Here is a 22,638-nt window from a genome sequence, read left to right as displayed (position 1 = left end):
GTCTACTCGTACATGCGGATCGAGGCGGGGTCGATGCCGTCGCCCTCGGTGAAGGTCACCTTGTTGCCGAACGTCGTCAGCACATTGTTGGCGTACGGGACGACCGACACCGACGTGTACAGGGCCTTCTCGGCGTCGCCCCAGTCGGCGCATCCTTCGGTGCCCGGCTTCGACGAGGCGGCGGTGACGGCGGCGGTGTAGGCGTCGTCCGCCACCGACGCGAAGTTCGTGCCGTTGGGCGGGGTCGGTCCGGAGTAGAACGGCACCAGCATGCTCGGCAGCGAGACGCCCAGCGGAGCAGCGGAGACGTCCCAGTCGCCGGAGGCGAAGAGGGTCTCGCTCAAGGAGGGCGCATCGACGGTCTTGATCGTCACGTCGACACCGAGCTTCTTCCACGATGCCTGCATGAGCTCCGCCGCGGCGCTGCCGCCGTCGCCGAGCGTCGTGGGAGTGAGGAGAGTGATCGTCATCGTCGTCCCGTCCTTCTCACGGATGCCGTCGGAGCCGGCCTTCCATCCGGCGGCATCGAGGCCCGCGGCGGCCTTCTTCTCGTCGAAGGCGGGGAGCAGATCGCCGACGACATCGGCCTGGCAGGGGTTCGGAGCGATCGTGATGAGGCTCTTCGCCGCCGTGCCCTCTCCGCTCGTGAGAACCTGGCGGAGCTGGGCGAGGTCGAGTGCTTCCGTGAGGGCTTCACGCACTGCCTGATCAGAGCCGGGGTGGCCGTCCGCCTGGTTGAAGAACAGCTGTCCGGCCGCCAGCGGCAGCTCGGAGACGAACAGCCCGGCGTCCTGCAGGCGCTGGCGATCCGGGCCGATCACGAGTGCCGTGTTGACGTCGCCGGAGAGCACGAGGTTCGCCGCGGTCGTCTCGTTCGGGATGACTCGGTAGACGACCTTGTCGGGAATGCCCGGCTGCTTCGGATCCCAGTCGCCGGGCCCCCAGGTGAAGTCGTCGCGACGGGTCAGGGTGTACTGGCTGTTCGGCACGACCTCGGTGAGTGTGAACATCCCGGTCGCGCCTTCGCCGGCGGCTCGGGCGTCGGCGTCGTCGACGACGTTGCCGCACACGATCGAGATGCTTCCGATGTTCTCCACGAGGAAGGCATCGGGCCGTCCGCTCGTGACGGTGACGATGCCGCTGGCGTCGTCGCCCGTCGCGGTGGTGCCCGGCTGCACCTGCACGCCGGCGAGGGGAGAGCCGTTCGCCGGATCGCCGATGAACGAGATGTTCGCGGCGACGTCGGAGGCCGTGAGCGGCGAGCCGTCCTGGCAGGTGATGTCGTCGCGCAACGTGAAGGTCGCCTGCTCCGTCCCGGCTTCCCATTCGGAGGCGAGGCCGGACAGGATCGTCCCGTCGCTCTGCACCTCGACGAGGCGACCGTACAGGTAGCGATCGATCTGTCGAGCGGTGCCGATGACGGTCGTGAACGGGTCGAGCGTGCCCGGATCGGTGGCGACGGCGGCGGTGAAGGTCTTGCCGTCGGCGAGGACTCCTTCGGCACTGTCACCTCCTCCGGGGGGAGCGCTCGCGGCACAGGACGTCAGGGCGAGCGCCGCAACGCCCAGCAGCGCGATCAGCGGGGTACGAGAACGCATCAGAAGCCTCCAGCAGTGTTCGGGATGGTGCAGGTGGATGGTGCAGGGGGTGGATGGTGCAGGGGGTGAGACGGGTGCAGGTCAGAGGGCGCGCAGGTGCTCGACGGCCGCGAAGCCCGCGCGGCCGATCGAGGCGTCCACCAGAGGCTGTCGTTCGGCCAGCGACGCGGCGCGGGTGAACACGGCCACCGCGTACTGCCGGCCGTCGGGATAGGTCACCACGCCGGCCTCGTTGCGCCAGGTGGGCAGCGTGCCGGTCTTCGCCGCGACGCGCACACCGGAGGGGAAGCCGGAGCTCAGCCGATGCGGCCAGATCTGCTGCGCCATGATGTCCCTGGCCTGACGGCAGGCCTCGGCCGGTGCCGCGGTGTCGGTCCACAGCGCGTCGAGCAGCGTCGTGACATCCCGCGGAGTGGAGTGCGAGGTCTTGATCGGATGCACCGCGTCGAGTGCGAGGATCTGCTCGGCGCTCGCCCCCTCGAACAGCTCGTCGAGGTCGCTGTCGGGTGTGCCGCCGAGATCGGAGACGACCGAGGCGAACAGGTCTTCGCAGCACCCCACGAGCCGCGTCTGCCGCAGCCCCAGGTCGCTGATGACCCGGTTCACGGCATCACTCCCGAGCCGGTGGTACACGACGTCGGTCGCGGCGTTGTCGCTCATGGTCATCATGTTCTGCGCGAGGTCGCGCCAACTGGCCTCGACGTCGTCCGAGAACCCCGCGGTGCCCACGCCGCCGATGCGGTAGCGCGCCGTCACGGTGGTCCGCTCGGTCGGGTCGAGTTCACCGGCGGCGACCGCACGGACGTACGCCGTGAGCACGAGGATCTTGAACACCGAGGCGAGCACCACGGGCTCGTCGGCATCGACGCTCACCTCCGGGCCGCCCTCTTCGCCGATCTCCCGCGCGTGCAGGAACCCGGTGGCGCCCGCATCCGCGAAGATCTCCGCGATGCTCGCCCCGATGGTCGCTGCGGTGTCCGGCTCGATCGCCGCCGTCGTGCTCATGCGTCGACCCGGCGGTCGGCTCGTCCGGTGTGCAGGTACAGGGCTCGTCCGGTGCCGTCATCGCCGACGAAGGCGTGCGGCATGCGCATGCCGTGCTCGGCTTTGACGGGCAGGAGCGTGTCACCGGCCCAGCCGACGAGCTCCACGGGCTCGGGCGCCGGGCCGAGCTCGGCGAAGATCCCCTTCATCGTGCGGTCCAGCCAGATGCGCCCCTCGTCATCGACGCGCACCGTCGAGTCCGAGACCGACGAGGAGTACGTCCCGAGGATCCGCTCCAGGTCGACCGCGACGGGCGACTCGGGCACCGTGGGCAGCGCGGGCATCGTGACCCCGGCCAGCTCCGCGAGCACCCGGGAGGTGATGGCGTGGTAGGCGTCGACCGTCTGCCCGCCGTTCGTGAGGACCGCCACGGCGACCCCCGCGGAGGGCACCAGCCGCAGGAACGCGTTCTGGCCGATGGTGCCGCCGTCGTGGCCGATCACCGGCCCACCGTCCCAGTCGAAGATCTCCCAGCCCAGGCCCCAGGCATCGCCCATGAGGCCGAGCTCGGGGAGCTCGACCTGACGCTCCTGCATCGCGCGGACGCTCTCCTCGGACAGGATGCGCGTCCCGTCGGGGGCGACGCCGCCGTCCAGGTGCATGCGGGCGTAGCTCACCAGATCATGCGCGGTCATCGCGAGCATCGACCCGGCGGGTGCGTTGGAGCGCACGAGGTTCCAGACCGGTGCGGGAACCGGCTCGTCGCTGCCCTCTGCCGGGATGTGCCCGAGCGCGGCGCGGAACATGATCGCCTCGGAGGCCGTGGTGGCCACATGCGTCAGGCCCAGCGGACCGGCGAGGTGAGTGCGCAGCGCCTGGTCGTACGACGTGCCGCGCAGGACCTCGACGATGCGGCCGAGCACCACGAAGGCGGCGTTGTTGTACGAGAAGCGCTCGCCGGGGGTGAAGAGCTGCGGAGCGTCGGCGATCGTCGCGAGGTACTTCTCCACGGCGTCGTCGCCGACCCCGGTGTCGTTGAAGAGATCGCCCTCGAAGCCGCTCACGTGGCTCAGCAACTGTCGGGCCGTGATCGTGCTCGCTGCCGCATCGTCGCCGATCGCGAAGGCGGGCACGGTGTCGCGCACCGGGGCGTCGATGTCGAGCAGCCCCTCGTCGACGAGCTGCATGATGAGCGTCGCCGTCCAGGTCTTGGTGATCGAGCCGATCTGGAAGACCGAGTCCACGTCGGCTTCGACACCGGTGTTGCGGTTCAGGATTCCTGCGGCGGTGGTGAAGATCTCACCGTCGGCCAGGATCGCGACGGAGGCCGCGGGGATGTGCGCGTCGGCCAGCATCGCGGGAAGGTTCTCCCGCACCCAGCTGCCGATTTCGTTCAGGTCGGACACGTGCGCTCCTCTGCATCGAGTGGGTCGTCGCATTCGGGGCGACGGCGATGGGGCCGAGACTATTCGCGTGCTCCGCCGGCCCGTTGGTGCCGGGCGACGAGACTTGCGCAGACGTTGGTTCGCCCGGACGAAGGATCGATGCCTCAGGCATTCCCTCGCACGGGGCGCCCCGGAAGGGCCTCGGTCACGATCGCGCCGGCGCGCACGACGGGGGTGCCGTGCACATACAGGTGGCGGATGCCCCGCGAGGGTCGGGTCGGGTCGGAGTACGTCGCCCGGTCGGTCAGGGTCGTCGGATCGAGCACCACGATGTCGGCATCGGCTCCGATGGCCAGATGCCCTTTGCCGCGCATGCCGGAGGAGACCTCATCGAGCACCCGCGCGGGCAGGAAGGCGCAGCGACGGAAGGCTTCGAGCCAGCTCCACGTTCCGCTCTCGACGACCATGAGACGAAGGGACTTCGTGAACGTCCCCGCCGTGCGCGGGTGCGTGTGCCCGCCGGAGGGGAGAGGCCAGTCGCGCTGCTCGTACACGGTCCGGCCGTCGGTCTCTGCCCACGAGATCGGCATCGCATCGCTCGCGACGATCGAATCGGGGTAGGCGAGGGCACGGTGCAGGTGCGCGCGATCGAGGGGGTCCGCTTCGTCGAGGAACGTCACGATGCACGCGGCGCCGGGGTCGGTGGCGCGGACTTCGCGCAGCCGGGCGTCGTCGGCGATGCGCTCGCCGGTGTCGACGAGCACGAGCGAGCTCGGGGTGATTCCGAGTCCCTTGAGCTTCTCCGGGGCGAGGAAGAACGCGCCGATCGCCGTGCTGCCCGCGCCGTAGGGATAGGCCTCGACCGTCACACGGGAGCCCGCCGCGCGGCTGCGGTCGAGCAGAGCCAGCACGCGGTCGATGTGGCGCAGCGACGTGCTGTTCACATGGCAGTGGTGCATGGCGGCGCCGGTCTCGGCGGCCGCGCGGACGAGCTCTTCCGACCCGTCGATCGGCGTGCGGGGGTCGGCTTCGATCAGCTCGCGCACGTGCGTGAACGTCGGGGCATGCGCGGCCGCGGCCAGCCGGGCGAGCTCCAGGTACTCGTCCGGATCGGAGCGGGGCGCGTAGCCCATGAGCACACCGATCCCGAGGGCGCCGGCACCGAGCTCGTCCTCGAGCAGGCTCAACCAGCGGCGGCGTTCGGCGGGGGAGGAGGCGCGCTGCCACTCGGGCTTGCCGAGCAGGTCCATCGACGCGGCGAAGTCGGCGACGGGCACCCGGTCGAGGTGCGCGTACGCCCGCGCCTGCGACCAGGAGGCCGAGAATCCGTAGTTCAGGGGGCGTCCGTCCGCCGCGGCGCGTGCGAGAGCCTCGGCGATCGGCATGAGGCCCGCTTCGAGGTCGAGTGCGGTGGTGACGCCGTCCATCGCCTGCAGACGCTGTCCGGCGATCGAGTGCACGTGGCTGTGCAGGTCGACGAAGCCCGGCCCGACGATGAGATCCGTGGCGTCGACGATGTCCGCATCCGCCGGTGCCGTGAGCGCATCGCCGACGGCCGCCACCCGTCCGTCCGCGATCAGGAGGTCGGCGATCCGGTCGGATCCGGTCTTCGGGTCGATGACGCGCCCGCCGCGCAGCAGAGTGTCCACGTGGTCACGATGCCATGCTGAGGGAGGCCGTTCCGGTGCAGTTCGACGAAACCGGGTGCACGTTCCCGTGCCCCCGCACAACCGTTGACGCGTGGCGACGGTCGGCGAGAGGTGCGTGCGCGCGTCCCAGCAGACATAATGAAGTGACGATGTGACCGTGCACACGCGAGGAGGCTAGTGATGTCCACCGCCTCCGAGCGTGCGCGGCTGCCCAGCATCCGCGACGTCGCGCGGCTCGCCGGGGTCTCGCATCAGACCGTGTCCCGGGTGTTGAACGATCATCCGAGCATCCGTCCCGAGACGAAGGCCAAGGTCCTCGACGCGATCGCCGTGCTCGACTACCGGCCGAATCTCGCGGCCAGGGCGCTGGTCACCAGTAAGTCGAACATGCTGGGGATCCTCTCGGCGACGATCGGGGAGTTCGGTCCGACGTCGTCCATCGCGGGGATCGAGGATGCGGCGCGCGAGGAGGGGTACTCGGTCTCGACCCTGAACCTGCCCGCGACGAGTCCCGAGGCGATCGGCAACGCGGTGCGGCAGCTCTCGCGCGAGCAGGTGGACGGGATCGTGGTGCTCGCACCGCAGGTCCGGGTCTTCCATGTCCTTCGAGGCATGTCCGTCGACATGCCGTTCGTCACGCTGCAGACGGCATCCGGCTCGGACGGGGTGAGCCTGTCCGCCGACCAGGTCGCCGGTGCCAGAGCGGCCACGGAGCACCTGATCTCGCTCGGTCACAGTGACATCCTGCACCTGGCGGGGCCGCAGGACTGGATCGAGGCCGAGTCACGCATGCGCGGCTATCTCGACGGGCTGCGCGAAGCCGATCTGCCGACGTTCCCGCCGATCCGTGGCGACTGGACCGCGGACTTCGGGTACTTCGCGGGCAAGGAGCTCTCGCTCCGGCGCGACTTCACCGCCGTGTTCGCCGCCAACGACCTCATGGCGATCGGGCTGATGCACGGGTTCCGCGACTCCGGGATGCGCGTCCCGCACGACGTGAGTGTGATCGGTTTCGATGACATCCCCGTCGCGGCGCATGTGGCTCCGTCGCTCAGTACCGTGCACCAGGACTTCCCCGAGCTCGGGCGCCGCGCCGTGCGCATCCTGCTCGCGCAGATCCGTGGTGAGCAGGTGCCGGAGTTCGGCCCGCTGCAGACGATTCTGCGTGCGCGCGAATCCGCCGCATCACGCTGACCGTCGAGAAACCACGGTGCGTCGCTGCGGCGACGGTGCTGCGTAATGCCTGCGCAATGCCTGTGCATCACGGTAGCGACACGAAATCCCGGCGTGGACTTGACAGCGGTCCGTCAGAAGACGACGATAATCGATGTGAACGGTCACATTGAAGGTGACCGCACGTCGCGAGGAATGATCCGTGAGCACCACTGCAACGTTGCCGACTGTGTCAGGCCCGATCCTGGAGATGCGCAGCATCACCAAGGAGTTCCCGGGGGTCAAGGCGCTGGCCGATGTCTCCATCACCGTCCGCGCCGGCGAGATCCACGCGATCTGCGGTGAGAACGGCGCCGGGAAGTCGACCCTGATGAAGGTCCTCTCCGGGGTGTATCCCTACGGGACCTACGAGGGCGAGATCCTGCTGTACGGCGAGGAGCAGCGCTTCAAGGACATCGTCGCCAGCGAGCAGGCCGGCATCGCGATCATCCACCAGGAGCTCGCGCTGATCCCCGAGCTCTCGGTCACCGAGAACATCTTCCTCGGCAACGAGATCTCCCGCGGTGGCCGCATCGACTGGCAGGCGCAGAAGGAACGCACGATCGAGCTCCTCGCCCGCGTCGGGCTGAGCGAGGACCCCGACGCGCAGATCAAGACCCTCGGCGTCGGCAAGCAGCAACTGATCGAGATCGCCAAGGCGCTCAACAAGGAAGTCAAGCTCCTGATCCTCGACGAGCCGACCGCCGCGCTCAACGAGAACGACTCCCAGCACCTGCTCGACCTGATCCTCGGCCTCAAGGCCAAGGGCATCGCGTCGATCATGATCAGCCACAAGCTCAACGAGATCGAGCAGATCGCCGATGAGATCACGATCATCCGCGACGGCCGCACGGTCGAGACGCTCGACATCTCCCGCGGCGAGATTAACGAGGACCGCATCATCCGCGGCATGGTCGGCCGCTCGCTCGAGAGCCGCTACCCCGACCGCACGCCCGAGATCGGCGAGGTGTTCTTCGAGGTCAAGGACTGGTGGGTGCAGCATCCGACCGTCCCGGAGCGCATGGTCGTCAAGGGCTCGAACATCAACGTCCGCCGCGGCGAGGTCGTCGGCATCGCCGGGCTCATGGGCGCCGGGCGCACCGAGTTCGCCATGAGCATCTTCGGTCGCTCCTACGGCAACTTCCTCTCCGGCACCCTGATCAAGGACGGCCAGGAGGTCGCGCTCCACGACGTGTCATCCGCGATCAAGCACGGCCTGGCGTACGTCAGCGAGGACCGCAAGGTGCTCGGGCTCAACCTGCTCGACACCATCAAGCGCTCGGTCGTCGCCGCCAAGCTCTCCAAGATCGCCAAGCGCGGCGTCGTCGATGCGCGTGCCGAGTTCGCCGTGGCGGAGGACTACCGCAAGGCGCTCCGCATCAAGACGCCCTCGGTCGAGGAGGGGGTCGGCAAGCTGTCCGGTGGAAACCAGCAGAAGGTCGTGCTGGCGAAGTGGATGTTCACCGACCCCGACCTGCTGATCCTCGACGAGCCGACCCGCGGCATCGACGTGGGCGCGAAGTACGAGATCTACGCGATCATCAACCAGCTCGCAGCTCAAGGTAAGGGCGTCATCGTCATCTCCAGCGAGCTGCCCGAGCTGCTCGGCATCTCCGACCGCATCTACACCGTCTTCGAAGGTCGGGTCACCGACTGCATCCCGGCCGACCAGGCGACACCCGAGGACCTCATGCGCAGCATGACCTCGACGAACCAGAAAGCATCCGCATGACCACCGACACCACCGCAACGAAGCGCGGCTTCCACTTCAAGGACATCACGAAGATGTTCGGGGGCGGCCAGTCGACGCTCCGCCAGTTCGGCATCCTCGGCAGCCTCGTCGTGATCCTGGTCGTCTTCCAGGTGCTGACCTGGATCTTCAAGGGCACCGGCCTCACGCTCTCGTCCGGCAACCTGATCAACGTCGTCAACCAGTACTCGTACATCCTGATCCTCGCGATCGGCATGGTGATGGTGATCATCATGGGTCACATCGACCTGTCGGTCGGCTCGGTCGCCGCGTTCACCGGCATCGTGGTCGCGAAGGCCATGGCCGACTGGAACCTCCCCTGGCCGCTCGGTGTGCTCCTCGGCCTCGGCGTCGGCGTGCTCGTGGGTGCCTGGCAAGGGTTCTGGGTGGCGTATGTCGGGGTACCGGCGTTCATCGTGACGCTGGCGGGCATGCTGTTCTTCCGCGGAGCGAACCAGTGGGTCGGCGACTCGCAGTCGATCCCGGTCCCGCAGGGCTTCAAGGTCATCGGCGCCGGTTACCTGCCCGAGCTGTCGTTCATCCCCGTGCCGTTCAACGTCTTCACCATGCTGCTCGCGCTGCTCGGCGTCGCGTGGATCGTCTTCTGGGAGATCCGCACCCGTCGCATCCAGCACAAGATGGGTGCCGAGATGGCGCCGCTGTGGGTGAGCGTCACCAAGGTCGTGCTGATCTCGGTCGTGATCCTCATCGCGGGCTGGTTGTTCGCCACCGGCCGTGAGGGCACCAGCTTCCCGATCTCGGGCATCATCCTGCTCGCGCTCGTCATCCTCTACTCGTTCATCACGAACAACACCGTGTTCGGTCGCCACATCTACGCGGTCGGTGGCAACCGCCAGGCCGCGCGCCTGTCGGGTGTGAAGGACCGCTGGGTCGACTTCTTCGTGATGATGAACATGTCGGTGCTCGCCTCGCTGGCCGGCATGATCTATGTCGCCAGGGCCACGGCCTCGGGGCCGCAGGACGGCAACGGCTGGGAGCTGGATGCGATCGCGTCGGTCTTCATCGGTGGCGCGGCCGTCTCGGGCGGTATCGGAACCGTGATCGGCTCGATCATCGGTGGTCTCGTGATGGCGTTCCTGAACAACGGTCTCGCGCTGCTGGGCGCCGGTGCCGACGTGGTCTCGATGATCAAGGGCCTCGTGCTCCTGTTCGCCGTCGGTGTCGACGTCTGGAACAAGCAGCAGGGCCGCCCGTCGATCACCGGCTTCCTCACGCGTCGCTTCGGCCGCAAGGAAGACCCGATGACCGACACCTTCGACCCGAAGGCGAACTACCCCACCAGTCAGAAGTACGAAGCCCCCGCCGTCGACGAGACGCGCGGATAGTAGGGGTCTCACTGCGCACGCACACGCGTCGAGACCTACACACACCAGAGAAAGAGATCACATGAAGAAGATGCTTCTTACGGCGACAGCGATCGTCGCCGTGGGCGCTTTCGCCCTCACCGGCTGCTCCTCGGAGCGTGGCGGAGACACCGGCGCCGATGGGGGCGACGAGGCGGCAGCAGGCTTCGCCGCCGACGCCACGATCGGTGTCGCCCTCCCGGACAAGACCTCGGAGAACTGGGTCCTCGCCGGTCAGCTGTTCACCGACGGACTCGAGAAGGCCGGGTTCAAGGCCGACGTGCAGTACGCGCCGGCCAGCAACACGGTCGCCGAGCAGCAGAACCAGATCCAGGCGATGGTCACCGGTGGCGCCAAGGTCATCATCATCGGCGCCAAGGACGGCAAGCAGCTCGCGACGCAGGTCGAGGCCGCCCGCGACGCCGGTGTCGCCGTCATCGCGTACGACCGTCTGATCGAGAACACGGAGGCCGTCGACTACTACGTCGCGTTCGACAACTTCGAGGTCGGCAAGCTCCAGGGTCAGGCTCTGCTCGACGGTCTCGCCGAGCGTGCGGGCCACGAGGCTCCGTACAACATCGAGCTGTTCTCGGGCTCGCCGGATGACGCGAACTCCGCGGTGTTCTTCAACGGCGCCATGGAGGTCCTCCAGCCGAAGATCGACGACGGCACGCTGAAGGTCGTCTCGGGTCAGACCGAGATCGCCCAGACGGCGACCGAGGGCTGGAAGGCCGAGAACGCGCAGCGCCGTATGGACTCGATCCTCACGTCGACCTACAGCTCTGAGACGCTCGACGGCGTCCTGTCCCCGAACGACACGCTCGCTCGCGCCATCATCACCTCGGTGCAGGGTGCGGGCAAGGATGTCCCGGTCGTCACCGGCCAGGACTCCGAGGTCGAGTCGGTGAAGTCGATCATGGAGGGCATCCAGTACTCCACGATCAACAAGGACACCACGCTCCTCGTCGAGCAGTCGATCAAGATGGTCGGCCAGCTCCAGAAGGGCGAAGAGGTCGACGTGAACGACACCGAGCAGTACGACAACGGTGCGAAGGTCGTTCCCGCGTTCCTGCTGCCTCCGGTCATCGTCACGAAGGAGAACGCGGCCGAGGCGTACGCCAACGTCCCGAGCCTCCTCGAGATCGTGAAGTCGTACCAGTAATCCCGCAGCATCCTCGGGCCGTCCGGACCTTCGGGTTCGGGCGGCCCGTTCGCTGTGTCCCGCTTCCGGTCGCCGTTTCCTGCTACCGGTCGCCACCGTTCAGAACGGAGCGGGCACTGTTGACTCGGTGAACCTCACCGTGTTCTGGGGCGGCGGCCGATCGATGTACGTGCGTCCGGTCGGGCTCGTCCACTCCAGCACGCCACCCGCACGCTGTTCGACCTGCCAGGGGGAGTGGTGCTTGAGCATGTGATGTCGTCGGCAGAACGCGGCGAGATTCACATCCGTGGTCGCGCCCCCGGTCGAAGCCGCGTGATTGTGGTCGAGATCGCACTTCCGCGCCCCGATCCCGCACCCGGGGAACCGGCACCGCTGATCCCGCGCGCGCAGATGTCGCCGCAACTGCTCGCTCGGCCGGTAGCGGTCGACGGCGAGCAGCGCGCCGGAGATCGGATGCGTCAGCACACGATCCCAGCCCACGGCCGAGCCGGCAAGCCTGCGGGCGGTCGTGATGTCGATCGGCATCGTGCCGTCGAGCAGGGCTGGCGGCACGGAGTCACCGGAGCGCCCGCATCCGGAATCGCCGGGCGTGCGCACGAAAGCGGCGGCATCCGGAGCCTTCCGGTCATCGTCCATCAGAGACATCACCGGCACGGAGACCTCGACGCGGGCGCGGATCTCGCCGAGCAGCCCGTCGGTCGTGTCGTGTCCTGCCGGGGTTCCCGTGAGCAGGAGGTCGGCGAGCAGGTCGGCGCGCAACTGATCGATCGTGCGCTCGTCTGCCGGAGGGCCATCGGAGTCGGCATCTCTCGCCGCGCGGGCATTGTCTTTCTTCACCGCGTGCGCCATCTGCGAGAGCCGGTCGAACATGCCGTGGATGAGCGCGGCCGGGCCGCGGGTGCCGAGCTCGGCCATCCCGTCGTCGAGATCTCTCGCCCACACGCGGCGGCCCTTGCGGGCCTCGCGGTGCCGTTCGGTGACCGTGCGCTCCTGGAACCGTTCGGCCAGGCGCCGCGCGAGCCGCCGTAGCCGGTTCGGGGACTCGGTCTCGGCGATCGCCACCGCTTCGCCGGCGTAGGCCCGCCGGTCGGCGGCATCGTCGAGGTGGGCGCCCGCGTCGACGATCACCCGCGCGTGCGCAGCGCTGATGCGCCCCTCGCCCTGCGCCTCCCACACCGTCGGGAAGCGCTCGACGAGCCAGGAGGCCTCTGCCATCCGTCGCTCGATCGTGCGGTCGCTCAGGTGCTGCGCGGCGCCGATCTCGGCCGCCACCGTGCGGATCGCCATGTCGCCATGATCGGGATGCGCAGCCTCCCGGGCGATGTCGATCGCCAGACGCCCGGCCATCGCGAGCATGCCGTCTCTGGCCGCGTGCATGCTGCTCAGCGTCGCTTCTGCCGCCTCGAGCGACGCCACCAGATCGGCGAGCATCGCCATCTGGGAGTCGGTCGCGTGGAGCAGTGCTGTCATGACTTCAGTCCATCACGAACCACCGACATTCGAAACTATGTTCACCGAGATTCCGGCATCCGATCGGGACCGTCTCGGGCATCGTCGACGACGGCGAGAGCGAGCTCGCAGAACATCGATTCCGCCCACGAGAACCAGGCGCGGGAGAAGACAGCCGGGTCGTCGATGTCGATGCTCTCGTGGATGTGTCCCGTGCCGGCATCCGTGGCGGCGATCACCGCGAGAGCGCGCGCACGGTCTTCGGGGGAGCCGACGAGCCCTTCGACGACGAGCGCGATCGGCCAGACCCGGCGATCCCGCGTATGCGGACTCCCGATACCGGTCAGCGCGGTCCCGGAGAACCAGTACGGGTTCGCGGGGCTGAGGATCACATCGCGTGTGGCCGCCCAGATGTCGCGATCGAGCACATCCGGCGCGATGAGGGGCAGGGACAACAGCGAAGGAGTGTTGGCGTCGTCCATGATGAGCGCACCGCCGAATCCATCGACCTCGTAGGCGTAGATCGCGCGCCCGTCGGCGGACGCGACCACCCCGTGCGCGTGCACGCCGGCCCGCAGCTCGCCGGAGAGTCGTCGGGCATCGGCGGCCAGCGCGGCGTCGGCGAGGACCTCGTCGGCGATTTCCGCGATGTTGCGAAGCGCCTGGGAGGCGAAGAGGTTCGCGGGGATGTTGTAGCCGTAGGTGCAGGCATCGTCCGAGGGGCGGAAAGCGCTCCAGGTCATGCCCGTGTCGGCGACAGCCGACCCGCGTCCCCCTCGGGCCAGCGTCTCGGTGGGGATCGCGCCCGGCCGTTCGAACCGGTACGGAGAGCGGTCGTGGTGCTGTTCCTCGCGCAGTTGCGTCACGATCGAACGCAGCACGTCGGGGGTTCCGTCCTCGACGAGGAACGCGCTGCGCCCGGTGCGGCGCCAGAGCGCGTGCGCCAGCGTGACCGGATAGCAGAGGCTGTCGACCTCGTACTTCTGCTCCCAGACGGCGGGATCGTCGCAGACGTCGTCCGGGTCGTAGTGTGCGCCGGTCGGTCCGTCGTTGAAGGCGTTCGCGTAGGAGTCGTGCGCGATGAACGTCATCTGCCGACGGACCACACGCTCCACCAGGTCGGCCAGCTGCGGGGCGCGGTCGACGAATCGCAGGTACGGCGTGAGCTGGGTCGTCGAATCACGCAGCCACATCGCCGGGATGTCGCCGGTGATCACGAACACCCTCCCGGTCGGGTCGATGCCCACGGTGTCGGTGAGGGTGCGCAGCAGCGCGGCTTCGACCAGGTCGCCGATGCGCGTCCCGCACAGCTCCCGGACTTCGTCGGCCGCGTGGCGGAGCAGCCCGCGCGTGTGAGCATCCGGCGTGAACGCGGTCAGCTCTCCCATCCGGTGCGTCCCTTCCCATCGGTGATCCGCACGGCGACCGCGTCGGCGGGGGGATCGTGAGTGGATGCCGTCCAGGCGAGCACCTCCGCGGGCGCTGCCTCCGGGCGGCCTGCCGCCCAGGACCCCAGTTCATCCGTGCCGAGGACGAAGGGCAGCACCGCGCCGGACCGCGCCTCGACGCGCACGCGGCGGACGCTGAGCAGCGTGCGTCGGCGCGGCCGCAGTCCGCGCTCGTGTCGTCTGCCGTACAGCGGCACGGCGAGCGAGACGGCTGAGTCGGAGGAGTTGACGATGTCGGCGTGGAGGGTGACCGTGTCGCCGTCGTTCAGCGCGTCGGTCGCGATCCCGGGGTCGGCGGGGCGCAGGGTCACCGTGATCCCGGCCGGCGCTCCGGCACCGAAGAGCTGACCGACGGGGATGCGGGCGTCGACGTACCCGCGCGCCGTCTCCATCCGCTCGTCGTGGGCGACGGGGAGGACACCGTCCGCGCGCGGGTGCGTGGCCGGCAGGAGTCCGCCACCGCGGCCGCCGGCGATCACGTCGACGATGGCCGCCCCGCCGGCGGGCCCGGGGAACGGAGACACGATCAGGGCGTCGCAGAACGGGATCAGCTCGTCGAGCGGTCGAGGGCGACCGTCGATCAGCACCGCGATCACCAGCGGAACGGCGGCGCGGGCGGCGCGGAGCAGGGCGAGCTGCTCGGCGGGCAGGGCCAGGCGGGAGAGATCGACGCCCTCGCCGTTCGTGGTGTCCGGCGCCGGTCCGTCGACAGCGCCGTTGTCCGCGAATTCGTCCTCGTAGCTGCGCCTGCTCGTTCCTCCCAGCACGACGACAGCGGCCGTCGCGCCGGCGAGAGCGTCGTCGACGGCGGCGGTCGCCTCGTCGGAGAGCGCTGTGCGATGGCCCGACCCCTGCGCGTACCTCACGTTGCCGACACCGTGACGCGCCTCGAGAGCGGAGCGGACCGTGGAGACACCCGGATCGTCCTGCGGGCGCGGAGGGGTGTAGTCGCCCAACTGTGCTTCGAGGTCATCGGCGTTGGGGCCGATCACCGCGACGACGGCCGAGGCCGGGAGGGGGAGTGCGTCGTCGTCGTGCACCAGCACGCAGGCCTGGGCCGCCGCGCGAGAGACGAGCGCGATGAACTCACGGGTGGTCGCGGCGTCCGGCTCCGCTGCGTGGTCCCTCGATATCGACCCGTCGAGCAGTCCCACGCGCTCCTTGAGGGCGAGCACCCGATCGGCGGCACGCGTCACGTCGGCCTCATCGAGGATCCCGCGCTGGACCGCCTCCTCCACGTGGGTGAAGGCCTCGTCCCACAGGCTCAGGTCGACACCCGCATGGATGGCGAGCGCGGCGGCGGTGGCCGGATCCGGTGTGCTGTCGCGCAGCCGATCGACAGCGGTGCCGTCGGCCATGACGATGCCCGTCCAGTTCCAGTCGTCGCGCAGCGTGCCGGTGAGCAGGTCTCTGTTCGCGGTGCAGGCGACGCCGTCGATGTCGTTGTATGCCGCCATGAATCCGGCGACACCTGCTCGAGCGGCGGCGTAGGCGGGGCGCAGGTGGATCTCGCCCAGTTCCCGCCGACCGATCGGCGCCCCCGATCCGTTCCTGCCGCCGATCCCCGCGCCCTGGGCGGCGAGGTGCTTGGCCACGACGGCGATGTGGTCGCCGTCGATCCGGCCGTCCGATCGGGAGCCCTGCATACCTCGCACCGTTGCCTCCATGAGTGCGGCTGCCAGGGCGGGGTCCTCGCTGAAGCACTCCTCCGCCCGCCCCCATCGAGGGTCCCGCAGGATGTCGAGTCCCGATACCAGAGCCACGTGAGCGCCGCGGGCCCGGGTCTCGGCGGCGATGTGCGCCGCGAGCTGCGCGGTGAGCTCGGGGTCCATGCCTGCGCCCAGCGCCAGGTTCACCGGCACGGTGGTGCCGCCGAGCGCCATGAGTCCGTGCGGCACCTCCTCCACGAAGAGCGTCGGCAGCCCGGCGCCCCGAGTGCGCACGAAATCCTGCACGAGCTCATAGGTCTCCGCGCTGCGCGCGGGTGGGATCCCGTTGCTCCAGCGCACCTGCGACCAGGGGTCGGCGCGGAGCACGCCGTAGAGGGCGCCGATGCCGCCCCAGCGGTCGACCGCGCGCCGCAGGACATCGGTGATCCGGGGAGCGCCGTCGACCCAGCGGACGGCCTCCCACCCCTTCAGGCGCTGGTTGATCTGGCCGACCCGTTCGCGGAGCGGGAGGGTCGCCGACGACGGGGTCATCCCTTGATCGCCCCCGAGACGAGTGCCCGCTGCATCTGCCGCTGCAGCACCGTGTACACGAGGTACACCGGCAGCAGTGTCAGGAGCGTGCCGGCCATGAGCACGCCGTAGTCGGTGCCGGCGTCGACCTTGAGCGTGGGCAGAGCGACCTGGATGGTGCGCTGAGCGGTGTCGGGACCGATGAGGATGAGCGGATAGAGGTAGGCGTTCCAGAAGGACAGGAAGTTCAGCAGCAGCACGGTCGCGATGCCGGGGATGCAGATCGGCAGGTACACCTGCCGCAGCACCTGCAGCGTCGTCGCCCCGTCCATCGACGCCGCCTCTTCCAGCTCGCGCGGAATCGTGCGCATGAACGCCGTGAGGATCACGATCGAGAGGGGGAGGGCGGTGGCGGGAAGGAGCAGCACGACGAAAGTGCGCGTGTGGAACAGGCCGACCGACGCCGCCAGGAGGAAGGTCGGGAAGAGGGCGGCGAAGGAGGGGATCAGGAAGCCGAGGCTGAAGGTCGTCTCGATGATCCTGCCCAGGCGACCCTTCGCACGGGCGAGCGCGAACGACGCAGGCAGCGCCAGCACCAGGGTGAGCGCCAATGCGCCGACCGTCGTGAGGGCGGAGTTCGCGATCGCCAGACCCAGATCCGCCTGACGGAACGCGGTGGTGAAGTTCGAGAAGTCCCAGGTCGTGGGAAGGGCGAGGGGGGACTCGAAGATCTCCTCGTTCGACTTGAACGACGACGAGATGAAGTAGTAGAAGGGGATGAGCAGGGCAGCTGCGTACAGCCACGCGAGAGCGCCGCTGGTGAGGGAGCCCACTCGGTCGCGGAGGGGGAGGACGGTGCGTGATGCCATGGGAGAGATCCTTCGTCCGATCAGTGGGTGGCGCGCAGCGTGCGACGGATCAGCCACATGCCCAGCAGCCCGAGGATGAAGAGGATCACCCCGACCGCCTGGCTGTAGCCGAGATCGGTCTCGACGAACGCCTTGCTGTAGATGAGATACGACAGTGTCGTCGTCGACGTGCCGGGGCCGCCCTGAGTGAGCAGCAGCACGGTCTGCGCCGAGTTGAACAGCAGCGACAGGAACTGCAGCATCGTGACCACGCCGATGAAGTCCTGGGCGATGGGCCAGTACATCCGCCACGCCACGCGCCAGTCGCTCGCACCGTCGACGCGCGCCGCCTGCACGATCTCGGTGTCGACGCCGTCGAGCCGGGCGGCGATGAGCACGGCGGAGTATCCGATCCCGCTCCACAGCTCGACCGCGATGATCGCGCCGAGCGCCGTGTTCGGGTCGGCCAGCCAGGCGTTGCCCTGCAGTCCGAGCGGGGTGAGGATGCCGTTCACGAGGCCGTCGGGGTTCAGCATCGCGTAGAAGACCATCGCCGTGGCCGGTGCCGACATGAGCGCCGGGATGAACAGCAGATAGCGCAGGACCTTGTGGCCGCGCGGCTTCTGGACCACGTAGAAGGCGAGGAGGAACGCCAGCACGATCATGATCGGGAGCCCGATCACGATCTGCAGGGCGGAGTTGCCGAGCGCGGCCCAGAAGGTGGTGTCGGTGAACACCGCGCGGAAGTTGTCCCACCCGGCGAACGTGGGCGTCTCGAGCATCCCCGGCCAGTCGAGGAACGCGATCACGAAGATCGCGATGACCGGCCCGATCATGAACACCGCGTACCAGATGAGGGCGGGCAGGGCGAGGCCGGGGAACCTCTCGCGCAGGGGCGATCGTCGGGAGGGAATCTGAGCGGGGGGAATCGGGGGCAGCTGTGCCGTGGTGTCCGGCGTCGCGATCGCAGTCATGGTGTCCTTCCGGGCCGTCAGGCCGCGCGGTATGCCTTCTCGAACGTGTCGATGATCTGATCCGCGGACGCGCGGCCGTAGGCCATCGCCGTGGCCCGGATCATGGGTTCGAACACGGAGTCCGGAATGAGCAGGTCGGGCAGCATGACCGGCGTCACCTGGTCGGTGGTGAGCTGGGAAGCCTGGGCGACCAGGGGGAAGTCCTTGCTGACCACGTCGGTGATGCGGTTCATGTCACGCCCCGATCCGAGGATGAAGTCGCTCGTGACCTCGGGCGAGTAGAGGTTCTGGATGAAGGGCTTGAGCAGATCGAGCTTCTCCGCACCGTTCGCGCTGATCCAGATGCCGTGACCGTTGTAGCTCTGGATGACCGTGGGGTGATCGACGACGCCGCCTCGCGAGGGCTTCGGCCATCCGCCCACGACGACTTCGGTCGCGCGCTCCGCGGGGACGAGCGCGAGAGCCGACGACATCGCCGGTACGATCGCCGCCTTGCGGGTGTTGAACTGCGTGAGTTCGGAGTCGGATGTGTAGCCCTGCACATTGTCGACGAAGACGCCGGCGTCCCGCAGCTCGACGAAATGCTCGACTCCGGCGACGGCTCCGGGGAATTCCGAGAGCTTCCCGGTCGAGAACGCCTGCTTCACCTCGTCCCTGGTGAGGAAGCCCTGGAGGATCTGGAGGAACATCTTCTGGCCGCTCCAGTCCGACCCGCCGACGGTCACCGGGCCGATCCCCTTCGAGCGCAGCGCGTCGGCGACGGCGATCAGTTCATCCGACGTGGTCGGCAGCTGCACCCCTGCTTCTTCGAGCAGGCCGGTGTTGAACGACACGGGCCAGTTCGTCCGGGTGAAGGGGAACGCGCGCAGGCGGCCTTCATCGTCCGTCCACTCCTCGAGCGCCTCGGGAATGATCTTGTCGCGAAGGTCCCATTCGTCCAGCAGGTCCTGCACGGGCACGGTGGCGCCGAGTCGAGTCCACGAGAGCGTGCGGCCCTGAAGGTTCACCATGGCGATGTCGGCTTCTTTGCCCGCGAGTGAACTCGTCTCGAAGACGATCGGCAGGTCGGAGCCGTTCTTCAGCAGGGCGACGGGTGTGTCGGTTGCCCGCGTGTAGGCGGCGACCACGTCCGAGAACACCTGGGCTCCCGACACCGCACCGCTCAGCTGCGTGTGCACGGAGATCGATCCGGCGACGCCGGAGGTCGGCATGAGGGGCCCGCATCCGGTGAGCAGCGGGATCATCACTCCGCCGCCGATCACGGTGCCGAGAAAGGTGCGTCTGTCGATGCCTTCGGTCATGAGACCTCCTGAGAGCTGCGGTGCGTCTGTGGGGGACGATGTGCGCCAGACGTTCTTTGTATAGCGGTACACATCAACGTGCGATTAATGTATACCGCTTTACAAGATCGGGTCAACCCCCTAATCTCGGTGGTGATGAACGACAACAGACCTGCCAGGGCGACCATCGCCGCCGTCGCTGCCCGTGCCGGAGTATCTCCGTCGGCGGTGTCGCACGTCTTCAACGGGCGCCCCAACGTCTCGGCCGCCACCGAAGCCCGCATCCGTGCCGCCGCCGACGAGCTGCACTGGCGCCCCAACTATGCGAGCCGCAAGGTCAGCGGTCGGGGCGGGAGGAGCCTCGGCCTGGTCGTCGCCCGCTCCGGAGACACCTTCGAGCGCGACCCGTTCTTCATGCGTCTGATCGCCGGCCTCACCGAACCGCTCGCCGAGATCGGCTGGTCGCTGTCCCTCACCCTCGTGCGGGCCGAGGACGAGCAGCGCGTCTATCGGGAGTGGTGGAGCGAGCAGCGAGTGGATGCGTTCCTCCTCGTGGACGTTCGCGATGCCGATCCCCGTATCGGTCATCTGCGAGAGCTCGGTGCTCCTGCCGTTCTGCTCGGGTCTCCGGTCGACGACGCGGTGCCGGCGGTGACCGTGCAGGACGACGCCGCGTACGACGAGGTTCTCGAGCATCTGGGGGCACTCGGCCACCGAGCCCTCGCGCGCGTCAGCGATTCGCCGGGGCTGCTCCATTCCCGCGATCGCGACCGCCGCTTCTCGGACGCCGCTCGTGAGCACGGCATGATCCCGACCATCCTGCATTGGGCGCCCGAGGCAACGGATCCCGTCGAGGACATCCTTGGACGACTCGGCGACGCCACGGCGCTCCTCGTCGACAGCGAGGCGATGGCAGCCGAGATCATCGCGCACGCACCCGAGCTCGGCGTCCGGATTCCGGAGCAGCTGTCCGTGATCGCCTGGGAGGACTCCTGGGTGTCGACCCTCGTCCGCCCGCGGATCACCGCACTGGATGCTCCGGTGGAGGAGAGCGCACGCACAGCGGTGAAGCTGCTCGCACAGCTCGTCGACGGAGAGCCCGCCGCGTCGCAGGTCGTCTCTGCGCGCCGCCTGATCGTCCGTGAATCCACAGCCCCGGCCCCCATGACCCCGCAGACCGCAGATCGAGAAGGATGACACACCCGTGACTGACCGCACTCCGCGTTTCGGAGCGAACTACACCCCCTCCCAAGACTGGATGTTCCAGTGGATGGACATCGACGCCGATGCGGTCCGAGCCGATTTCGAGGCGCTGGCCGACCTCGGACTCGATCACGTCAGGGTGTTCCCGCTCTGGCCTGTGCTCCAGCCGAACCGCACCCTGATCCGGCGCAAGGCGCTGCAGGACATCGCTGTCGTGGCCGACGTGGCTGCCGAATTCGAGCTCGACATCGCCGTCGACGTCATCCAGGGCCACATGTCCGGGTTCGACTTCGTGCCCGCCTGGCTCGTCAACTGGCACGAGGGCAACATGTTCGTCGACGAGGCGGCCATCCAGGCGCAGGCCGCGCTCGTGAGCGCCGTCTACGACGCCGTGCGCGACCGACCCAATCTGATCGGACTCACGCTGGGCAACGAGCTCAACCAGTTCCAGCTGCCGAACCCGGCGGCGATGCCGGCGGACAGCGATCAGATCGCCCACTGGCTGACGACGCTGCTGGAGGCGCCGGTCGACCCCGACCCGCGCCACCTGTTCACCCACAGCGAGAACGATCACCTCTGGTACCGCGACGGGCATCCGTTCCTCCCGGAGCACGCGTCTCGGCTGGGGGACATCACGACCGTCCACTCCTGGATCTTCAACGGCACGGCGAAGCTGTACGGCGGGCTGTCGTCGCAGTCGGTGCGTCATGCCGAGTGGATGATCGAGCTCTCGAAGGCCTTCGCCACGGATCCGCAGCGACTGGTCTGGCTCCAGGAGGTCGGGGCGCCGTCGATGAACCTGACGGATGCGGAGATGCCGGAGTTCGCCTCCCGCACCGTCGAGGCCGCGCTCAGCTCGCCGGGCCTCTACGGCATCACCTGGTGGTGCTCGCACGACGTGTCCCGATCCCTCGGCGACTACAAGGATCTGGAGTACTCCCTCGGTCTTCTCGACGTGGACAACGCCGTCAAGCCGCTCGGGCGCAGGTTCGCGGAGCTGGTCGCCGACGCGCGCGCCGGAGCGGGAACCACGGTGCTGCCGCGGACCGTCGGTGTGGTGGTCGATGTCGACGACGACGATCTGCCGACCTCGCGCGCCGACCTCGCCCCCGGCGGACGGGTGTTCGAGCGCTGGCACGATCTGCGCGCGCAGGGTCGACCGGTGACGGTGGTGACATCGCGCACGGCCGCAGACCCTCGGGCGCTGGCGGATCGAGGCATCACTGCTCTCGACACGGTTCCGAACCGGGTGGGCTGAGCGCTAATCCCAGATGGGGTCGTCGGGGTCGGGGGAGTCCGTGCCGTCGGCGTCGGTCATGATGCGCGCGTCGGCGATCCATGACGTCAGCGAATCGTCGTGGAGCATGTGCGGTCGCGGTGCGCCGAGCAGATCGGGGTTCGTCACGACGTCCAGTGGCGCATCGCTGGCGAAGACGACGACGTTGCCGAGTGGTCCTTCGTCATCGTTCGGTTCCGCGTCGAGAACCACGGCGACGTGATCGAACACCGAGCGCAGCGTGGCCGCCTGTCGCCGTGAGTATTCGAACGGATGCCCGTCGAGCAGGTTCACCGCCACGACGCCGTCTGCGGCGGAGCGCGCGGCGACCCGGCGGTAGAACTCCTGACTGGCCACCCGATGTCGGATGACGGCGGCATCCCAGAGGTCGACGACGGTGAAGCGTGCATCCGCCCACTCGTCCGGGAGTTCTGCGTCGGCGACCGCTCGCGCATCGCCGAAGATGACCCGCAGATCGGCGCCGGCGGGCAGGGGCAGTGCCGCGATCACCGCTTCGTAGAGAGCGGGCTCGAACTCGACCACGAGCTGGGGTGATCCGGCACGCGTGGCCTCGACATAGCGCGCCAGCGTGAGTGCTCCGGCTCCCAGATGCACGGTGAACAGCGGTGCACCGGGCTCGGCCGCCGCATCCATCGCTCGGGCGATGTGCCGGGTGTAGTCGTATTCGAGCTCGGTGGGCTCCGTCATCGACACGACGGACTGCGGAATCCCATCGACGCTGAGTTCGTAGCGACCGGGTCGCTTTCTCGACTGCACCAGCTTCGCCTTGCGATTGTCGAGCATGAGCGAGAACACCCGGCGATTCCTTGGCACCCCTCGATTTTAGGCTGGCCGCCGCACACATCGCGCGCGGCT

At 68.5% G+C, this 22,638-nt stretch carries 17 protein-coding genes; 6 read left to right on the top strand and 11 right to left on the bottom strand.

The annotated features are described in order from the left end of the window. Positions 1 to 2 precede the first annotated feature (2 nt). The 4 genes from HCX50_RS11780 to HCX50_RS11765 form a co-directional block, all read right to left on the bottom strand. Entirely contained in the window at positions 3 to 1,598 is a 1,596-nt protein-coding gene (locus tag HCX50_RS11780; protein ID WP_167634513.1) for an ABC transporter substrate-binding protein, read from the bottom strand. A gap of 81 nt (positions 1,599 to 1,679) precedes the next feature. Beyond that, complete coding sequence (locus HCX50_RS11775) at positions 1,680 to 2,603, bottom strand: serine hydrolase (protein WP_167634512.1); 924 nt, start codon at positions 2,601 to 2,603, stop codon at positions 1,680 to 1,682. Then, complete coding sequence (locus HCX50_RS11770; protein WP_167634511.1) at positions 2,600 to 3,988, bottom strand: serine hydrolase; 1,389 nt, start codon at positions 3,986 to 3,988, stop codon at positions 2,600 to 2,602. Before HCX50_RS11770 ends, HCX50_RS11775 begins: the two co-directional genes overlap by 4 nt. 143 nt (positions 3,989 to 4,131) lie before the next feature. Continuing rightward, the gene (locus HCX50_RS11765) at positions 4,132 to 5,616 is read right to left on the bottom strand and encodes an amidohydrolase family protein (RefSeq protein WP_167634510.1); all 1,485 of its coding nucleotides are present in this window, start codon (positions 5,614 to 5,616) and stop codon (positions 4,132 to 4,134) included. A 180-nt stretch (positions 5,617 to 5,796) separates the two neighbouring features. On the opposite strand from HCX50_RS11765, the gene HCX50_RS11760 reads away from it, so the two are divergent. The 4 genes from HCX50_RS11760 to HCX50_RS11745 all read left to right on the top strand — a co-directional run bounded on the left by HCX50_RS11760 (position 5,797) and on the right by HCX50_RS11745 (position 11,104). Beyond that, positions 5,797 to 6,810, top strand: coding sequence for a LacI family DNA-binding transcriptional regulator (locus HCX50_RS11760; protein ID WP_167634509.1), 1,014 nt, complete (start codon positions 5,797 to 5,799; stop codon positions 6,808 to 6,810). A 181-nt stretch (positions 6,811 to 6,991) separates the two neighbouring features. Beyond that, complete coding sequence (gene mmsA, locus HCX50_RS11755; protein WP_442921973.1) at positions 6,992 to 8,560, top strand: multiple monosaccharide ABC transporter ATP-binding protein; 1,569 nt, start codon at positions 6,992 to 6,994, stop codon at positions 8,558 to 8,560. Then, positions 8,557 to 9,924 (top strand): multiple monosaccharide ABC transporter permease, encoded by a 1,368-nt coding sequence (gene mmsB, locus HCX50_RS11750; protein WP_091031004.1) that lies wholly within the window; start codon positions 8,557 to 8,559, stop codon positions 9,922 to 9,924. The genes mmsA and mmsB overlap by 4 nt, the downstream gene beginning before the upstream one ends. 61 nt (positions 9,925 to 9,985) lie before the next feature. After that, entirely contained in the window at positions 9,986 to 11,104 is a 1,119-nt protein-coding gene (locus HCX50_RS11745; protein WP_091031000.1) for a substrate-binding domain-containing protein, read from the top strand. A gap of 99 nt (positions 11,105 to 11,203) precedes the next feature. Here HCX50_RS11745 and HCX50_RS11740 read toward each other — a convergent pair whose 3' ends face one another. Genes HCX50_RS11740 through HCX50_RS11715 form a run of 6 tightly spaced genes read right to left on the bottom strand, consistent with a single transcriptional unit; the run spans position 11,204 to position 19,304 of the window. Further along, positions 11,204 to 12,574, bottom strand: a complete 1,371-nt coding sequence (locus HCX50_RS11740) for an HNH endonuclease signature motif containing protein (RefSeq protein ID WP_091030997.1) — start codon at positions 12,572 to 12,574, stop codon at positions 11,204 to 11,206. Positions 12,575 to 12,615: 41 nt separating this feature from the next. Beyond that, positions 12,616 to 13,941 (bottom strand): glycoside hydrolase family 125 protein, encoded by a 1,326-nt coding sequence (locus HCX50_RS11735; protein ID WP_091030993.1) that lies wholly within the window; start codon positions 13,939 to 13,941, stop codon positions 12,616 to 12,618. Continuing rightward, positions 13,929 to 16,202 carry a glycoside hydrolase family 3 protein gene (locus HCX50_RS11730; RefSeq protein WP_091030990.1) on the bottom strand — a complete coding sequence of 758 codons (2,274 nt, stop codon included), beginning with the start codon at positions 16,200 to 16,202 and terminating at the stop codon, positions 13,929 to 13,931. Before HCX50_RS11730 ends, HCX50_RS11735 begins: the two co-directional genes overlap by 13 nt. Beyond that, positions 16,199 to 17,050, bottom strand: a complete 852-nt coding sequence (locus HCX50_RS11725; RefSeq protein WP_091030986.1) for a carbohydrate ABC transporter permease — start codon at positions 17,048 to 17,050, stop codon at positions 16,199 to 16,201. Before HCX50_RS11725 ends, HCX50_RS11730 begins: the two co-directional genes overlap by 4 nt. Positions 17,051 to 17,070: 20 nt before the next feature. Further along, complete coding sequence (locus HCX50_RS11720) at positions 17,071 to 18,003, bottom strand: carbohydrate ABC transporter permease (RefSeq protein ID WP_091030982.1); 933 nt, start codon at positions 18,001 to 18,003, stop codon at positions 17,071 to 17,073. A gap of 17 nt (positions 18,004 to 18,020) precedes the next feature. After that, positions 18,021 to 19,304 (bottom strand): ABC transporter substrate-binding protein, encoded by a 1,284-nt coding sequence (locus HCX50_RS11715; protein WP_091030977.1) that lies wholly within the window; start codon positions 19,302 to 19,304, stop codon positions 18,021 to 18,023. A 135-nt stretch (positions 19,305 to 19,439) separates the two neighbouring features. Here HCX50_RS11715 and HCX50_RS11710 point away from each other — a divergent pair, with 135 nt between their 5' ends. Both HCX50_RS11710 and HCX50_RS11705 read left to right on the top strand, forming a co-directional pair. Then, a complete protein-coding gene (locus HCX50_RS11710; protein ID WP_091031295.1) occupies positions 19,440 to 20,480 on the top strand; it encodes a LacI family DNA-binding transcriptional regulator in 1,041 nt (346 codons plus the stop codon). A 7-nt stretch (positions 20,481 to 20,487) separates the two neighbouring features. Next, positions 20,488 to 21,744, top strand: a complete 1,257-nt coding sequence (locus HCX50_RS11705) for a glycoside hydrolase 5 family protein (protein WP_244175909.1) — start codon at positions 20,488 to 20,490, stop codon at positions 21,742 to 21,744. 3 nt (positions 21,745 to 21,747) lie between these two features. Here the strand turns inward: HCX50_RS11705 and HCX50_RS11700 are convergent, their stop codons facing one another. Continuing rightward, entirely contained in the window at positions 21,748 to 22,596 is an 849-nt protein-coding gene (locus HCX50_RS11700; protein WP_167634508.1) for a fused MFS/spermidine synthase, read from the bottom strand. Positions 22,597 to 22,638: the final 42 nt, after the last annotated feature.

Source organism: Microbacterium sp. B19(2022), from assembly GCF_012030385.1.
Classification (GTDB): domain Bacteria; phylum Actinomycetota; class Actinomycetes; order Actinomycetales; family Microbacteriaceae; genus Microbacterium; species Microbacterium oxydans_B.
Note: the sequence above shows the minus strand (reverse complement) of the source record. Positions and strands in the feature narration are given on the sequence as shown.

What these genes read in the sequence shown, in the direction of transcription:
- HCX50_RS11780 (WP_167634513.1), bottom strand. Translation starts at nt 1,598, where the DNA reads ATGCGTTCTCGTACCCCGCTGATCGCGCTGCTGGGCGTTGCGGCGCTC.
- HCX50_RS11725 (WP_091030986.1), bottom strand. Translation starts at nt 17,050, where the DNA reads ATGGCATCACGCACCGTCCTCCCCCTCCGCGACCGAGTGGGCTCCCTC.
- HCX50_RS11715 (WP_091030977.1), bottom strand. Translation starts at nt 19,304, where the DNA reads ATGACCGAAGGCATCGACAGACGCACCTTTCTCGGCACCGTGATCGGC.
- HCX50_RS11735 (WP_091030993.1), bottom strand. Translation starts at nt 13,941, where the DNA reads ATGGGAGAGCTGACCGCGTTCACGCCGGATGCTCACACGCGCGGGCTG.
- HCX50_RS11730 (WP_091030990.1), bottom strand. Translation starts at nt 16,202, where the DNA reads ATGACCCCGTCGTCGGCGACCCTCCCGCTCCGCGAACGGGTCGGCCAG.
- HCX50_RS11760 (WP_167634509.1), top strand. Translation starts at nt 5,797, where the DNA reads ATGTCCACCGCCTCCGAGCGTGCGCGGCTGCCCAGCATCCGCGACGTC.
- HCX50_RS11740 (WP_091030997.1), bottom strand. Translation starts at nt 12,574, where the DNA reads ATGACAGCACTGCTCCACGCGACCGACTCCCAGATGGCGATGCTCGCC.
- HCX50_RS11775 (WP_167634512.1), bottom strand. Translation starts at nt 2,603, where the DNA reads ATGAGCACGACGGCGGCGATCGAGCCGGACACCGCAGCGACCATCGGG.
- HCX50_RS11745 (WP_091031000.1), top strand. Translation starts at nt 9,986, where the DNA reads ATGAAGAAGATGCTTCTTACGGCGACAGCGATCGTCGCCGTGGGCGCT.
- HCX50_RS11710 (WP_091031295.1), top strand. Translation starts at nt 19,440, where the DNA reads ATGAACGACAACAGACCTGCCAGGGCGACCATCGCCGCCGTCGCTGCC.
- mmsB (WP_091031004.1), top strand. Translation starts at nt 8,557, where the DNA reads ATGACCACCGACACCACCGCAACGAAGCGCGGCTTCCACTTCAAGGAC.
- HCX50_RS11720 (WP_091030982.1), bottom strand. Translation starts at nt 18,003, where the DNA reads ATGACTGCGATCGCGACGCCGGACACCACGGCACAGCTGCCCCCGATT.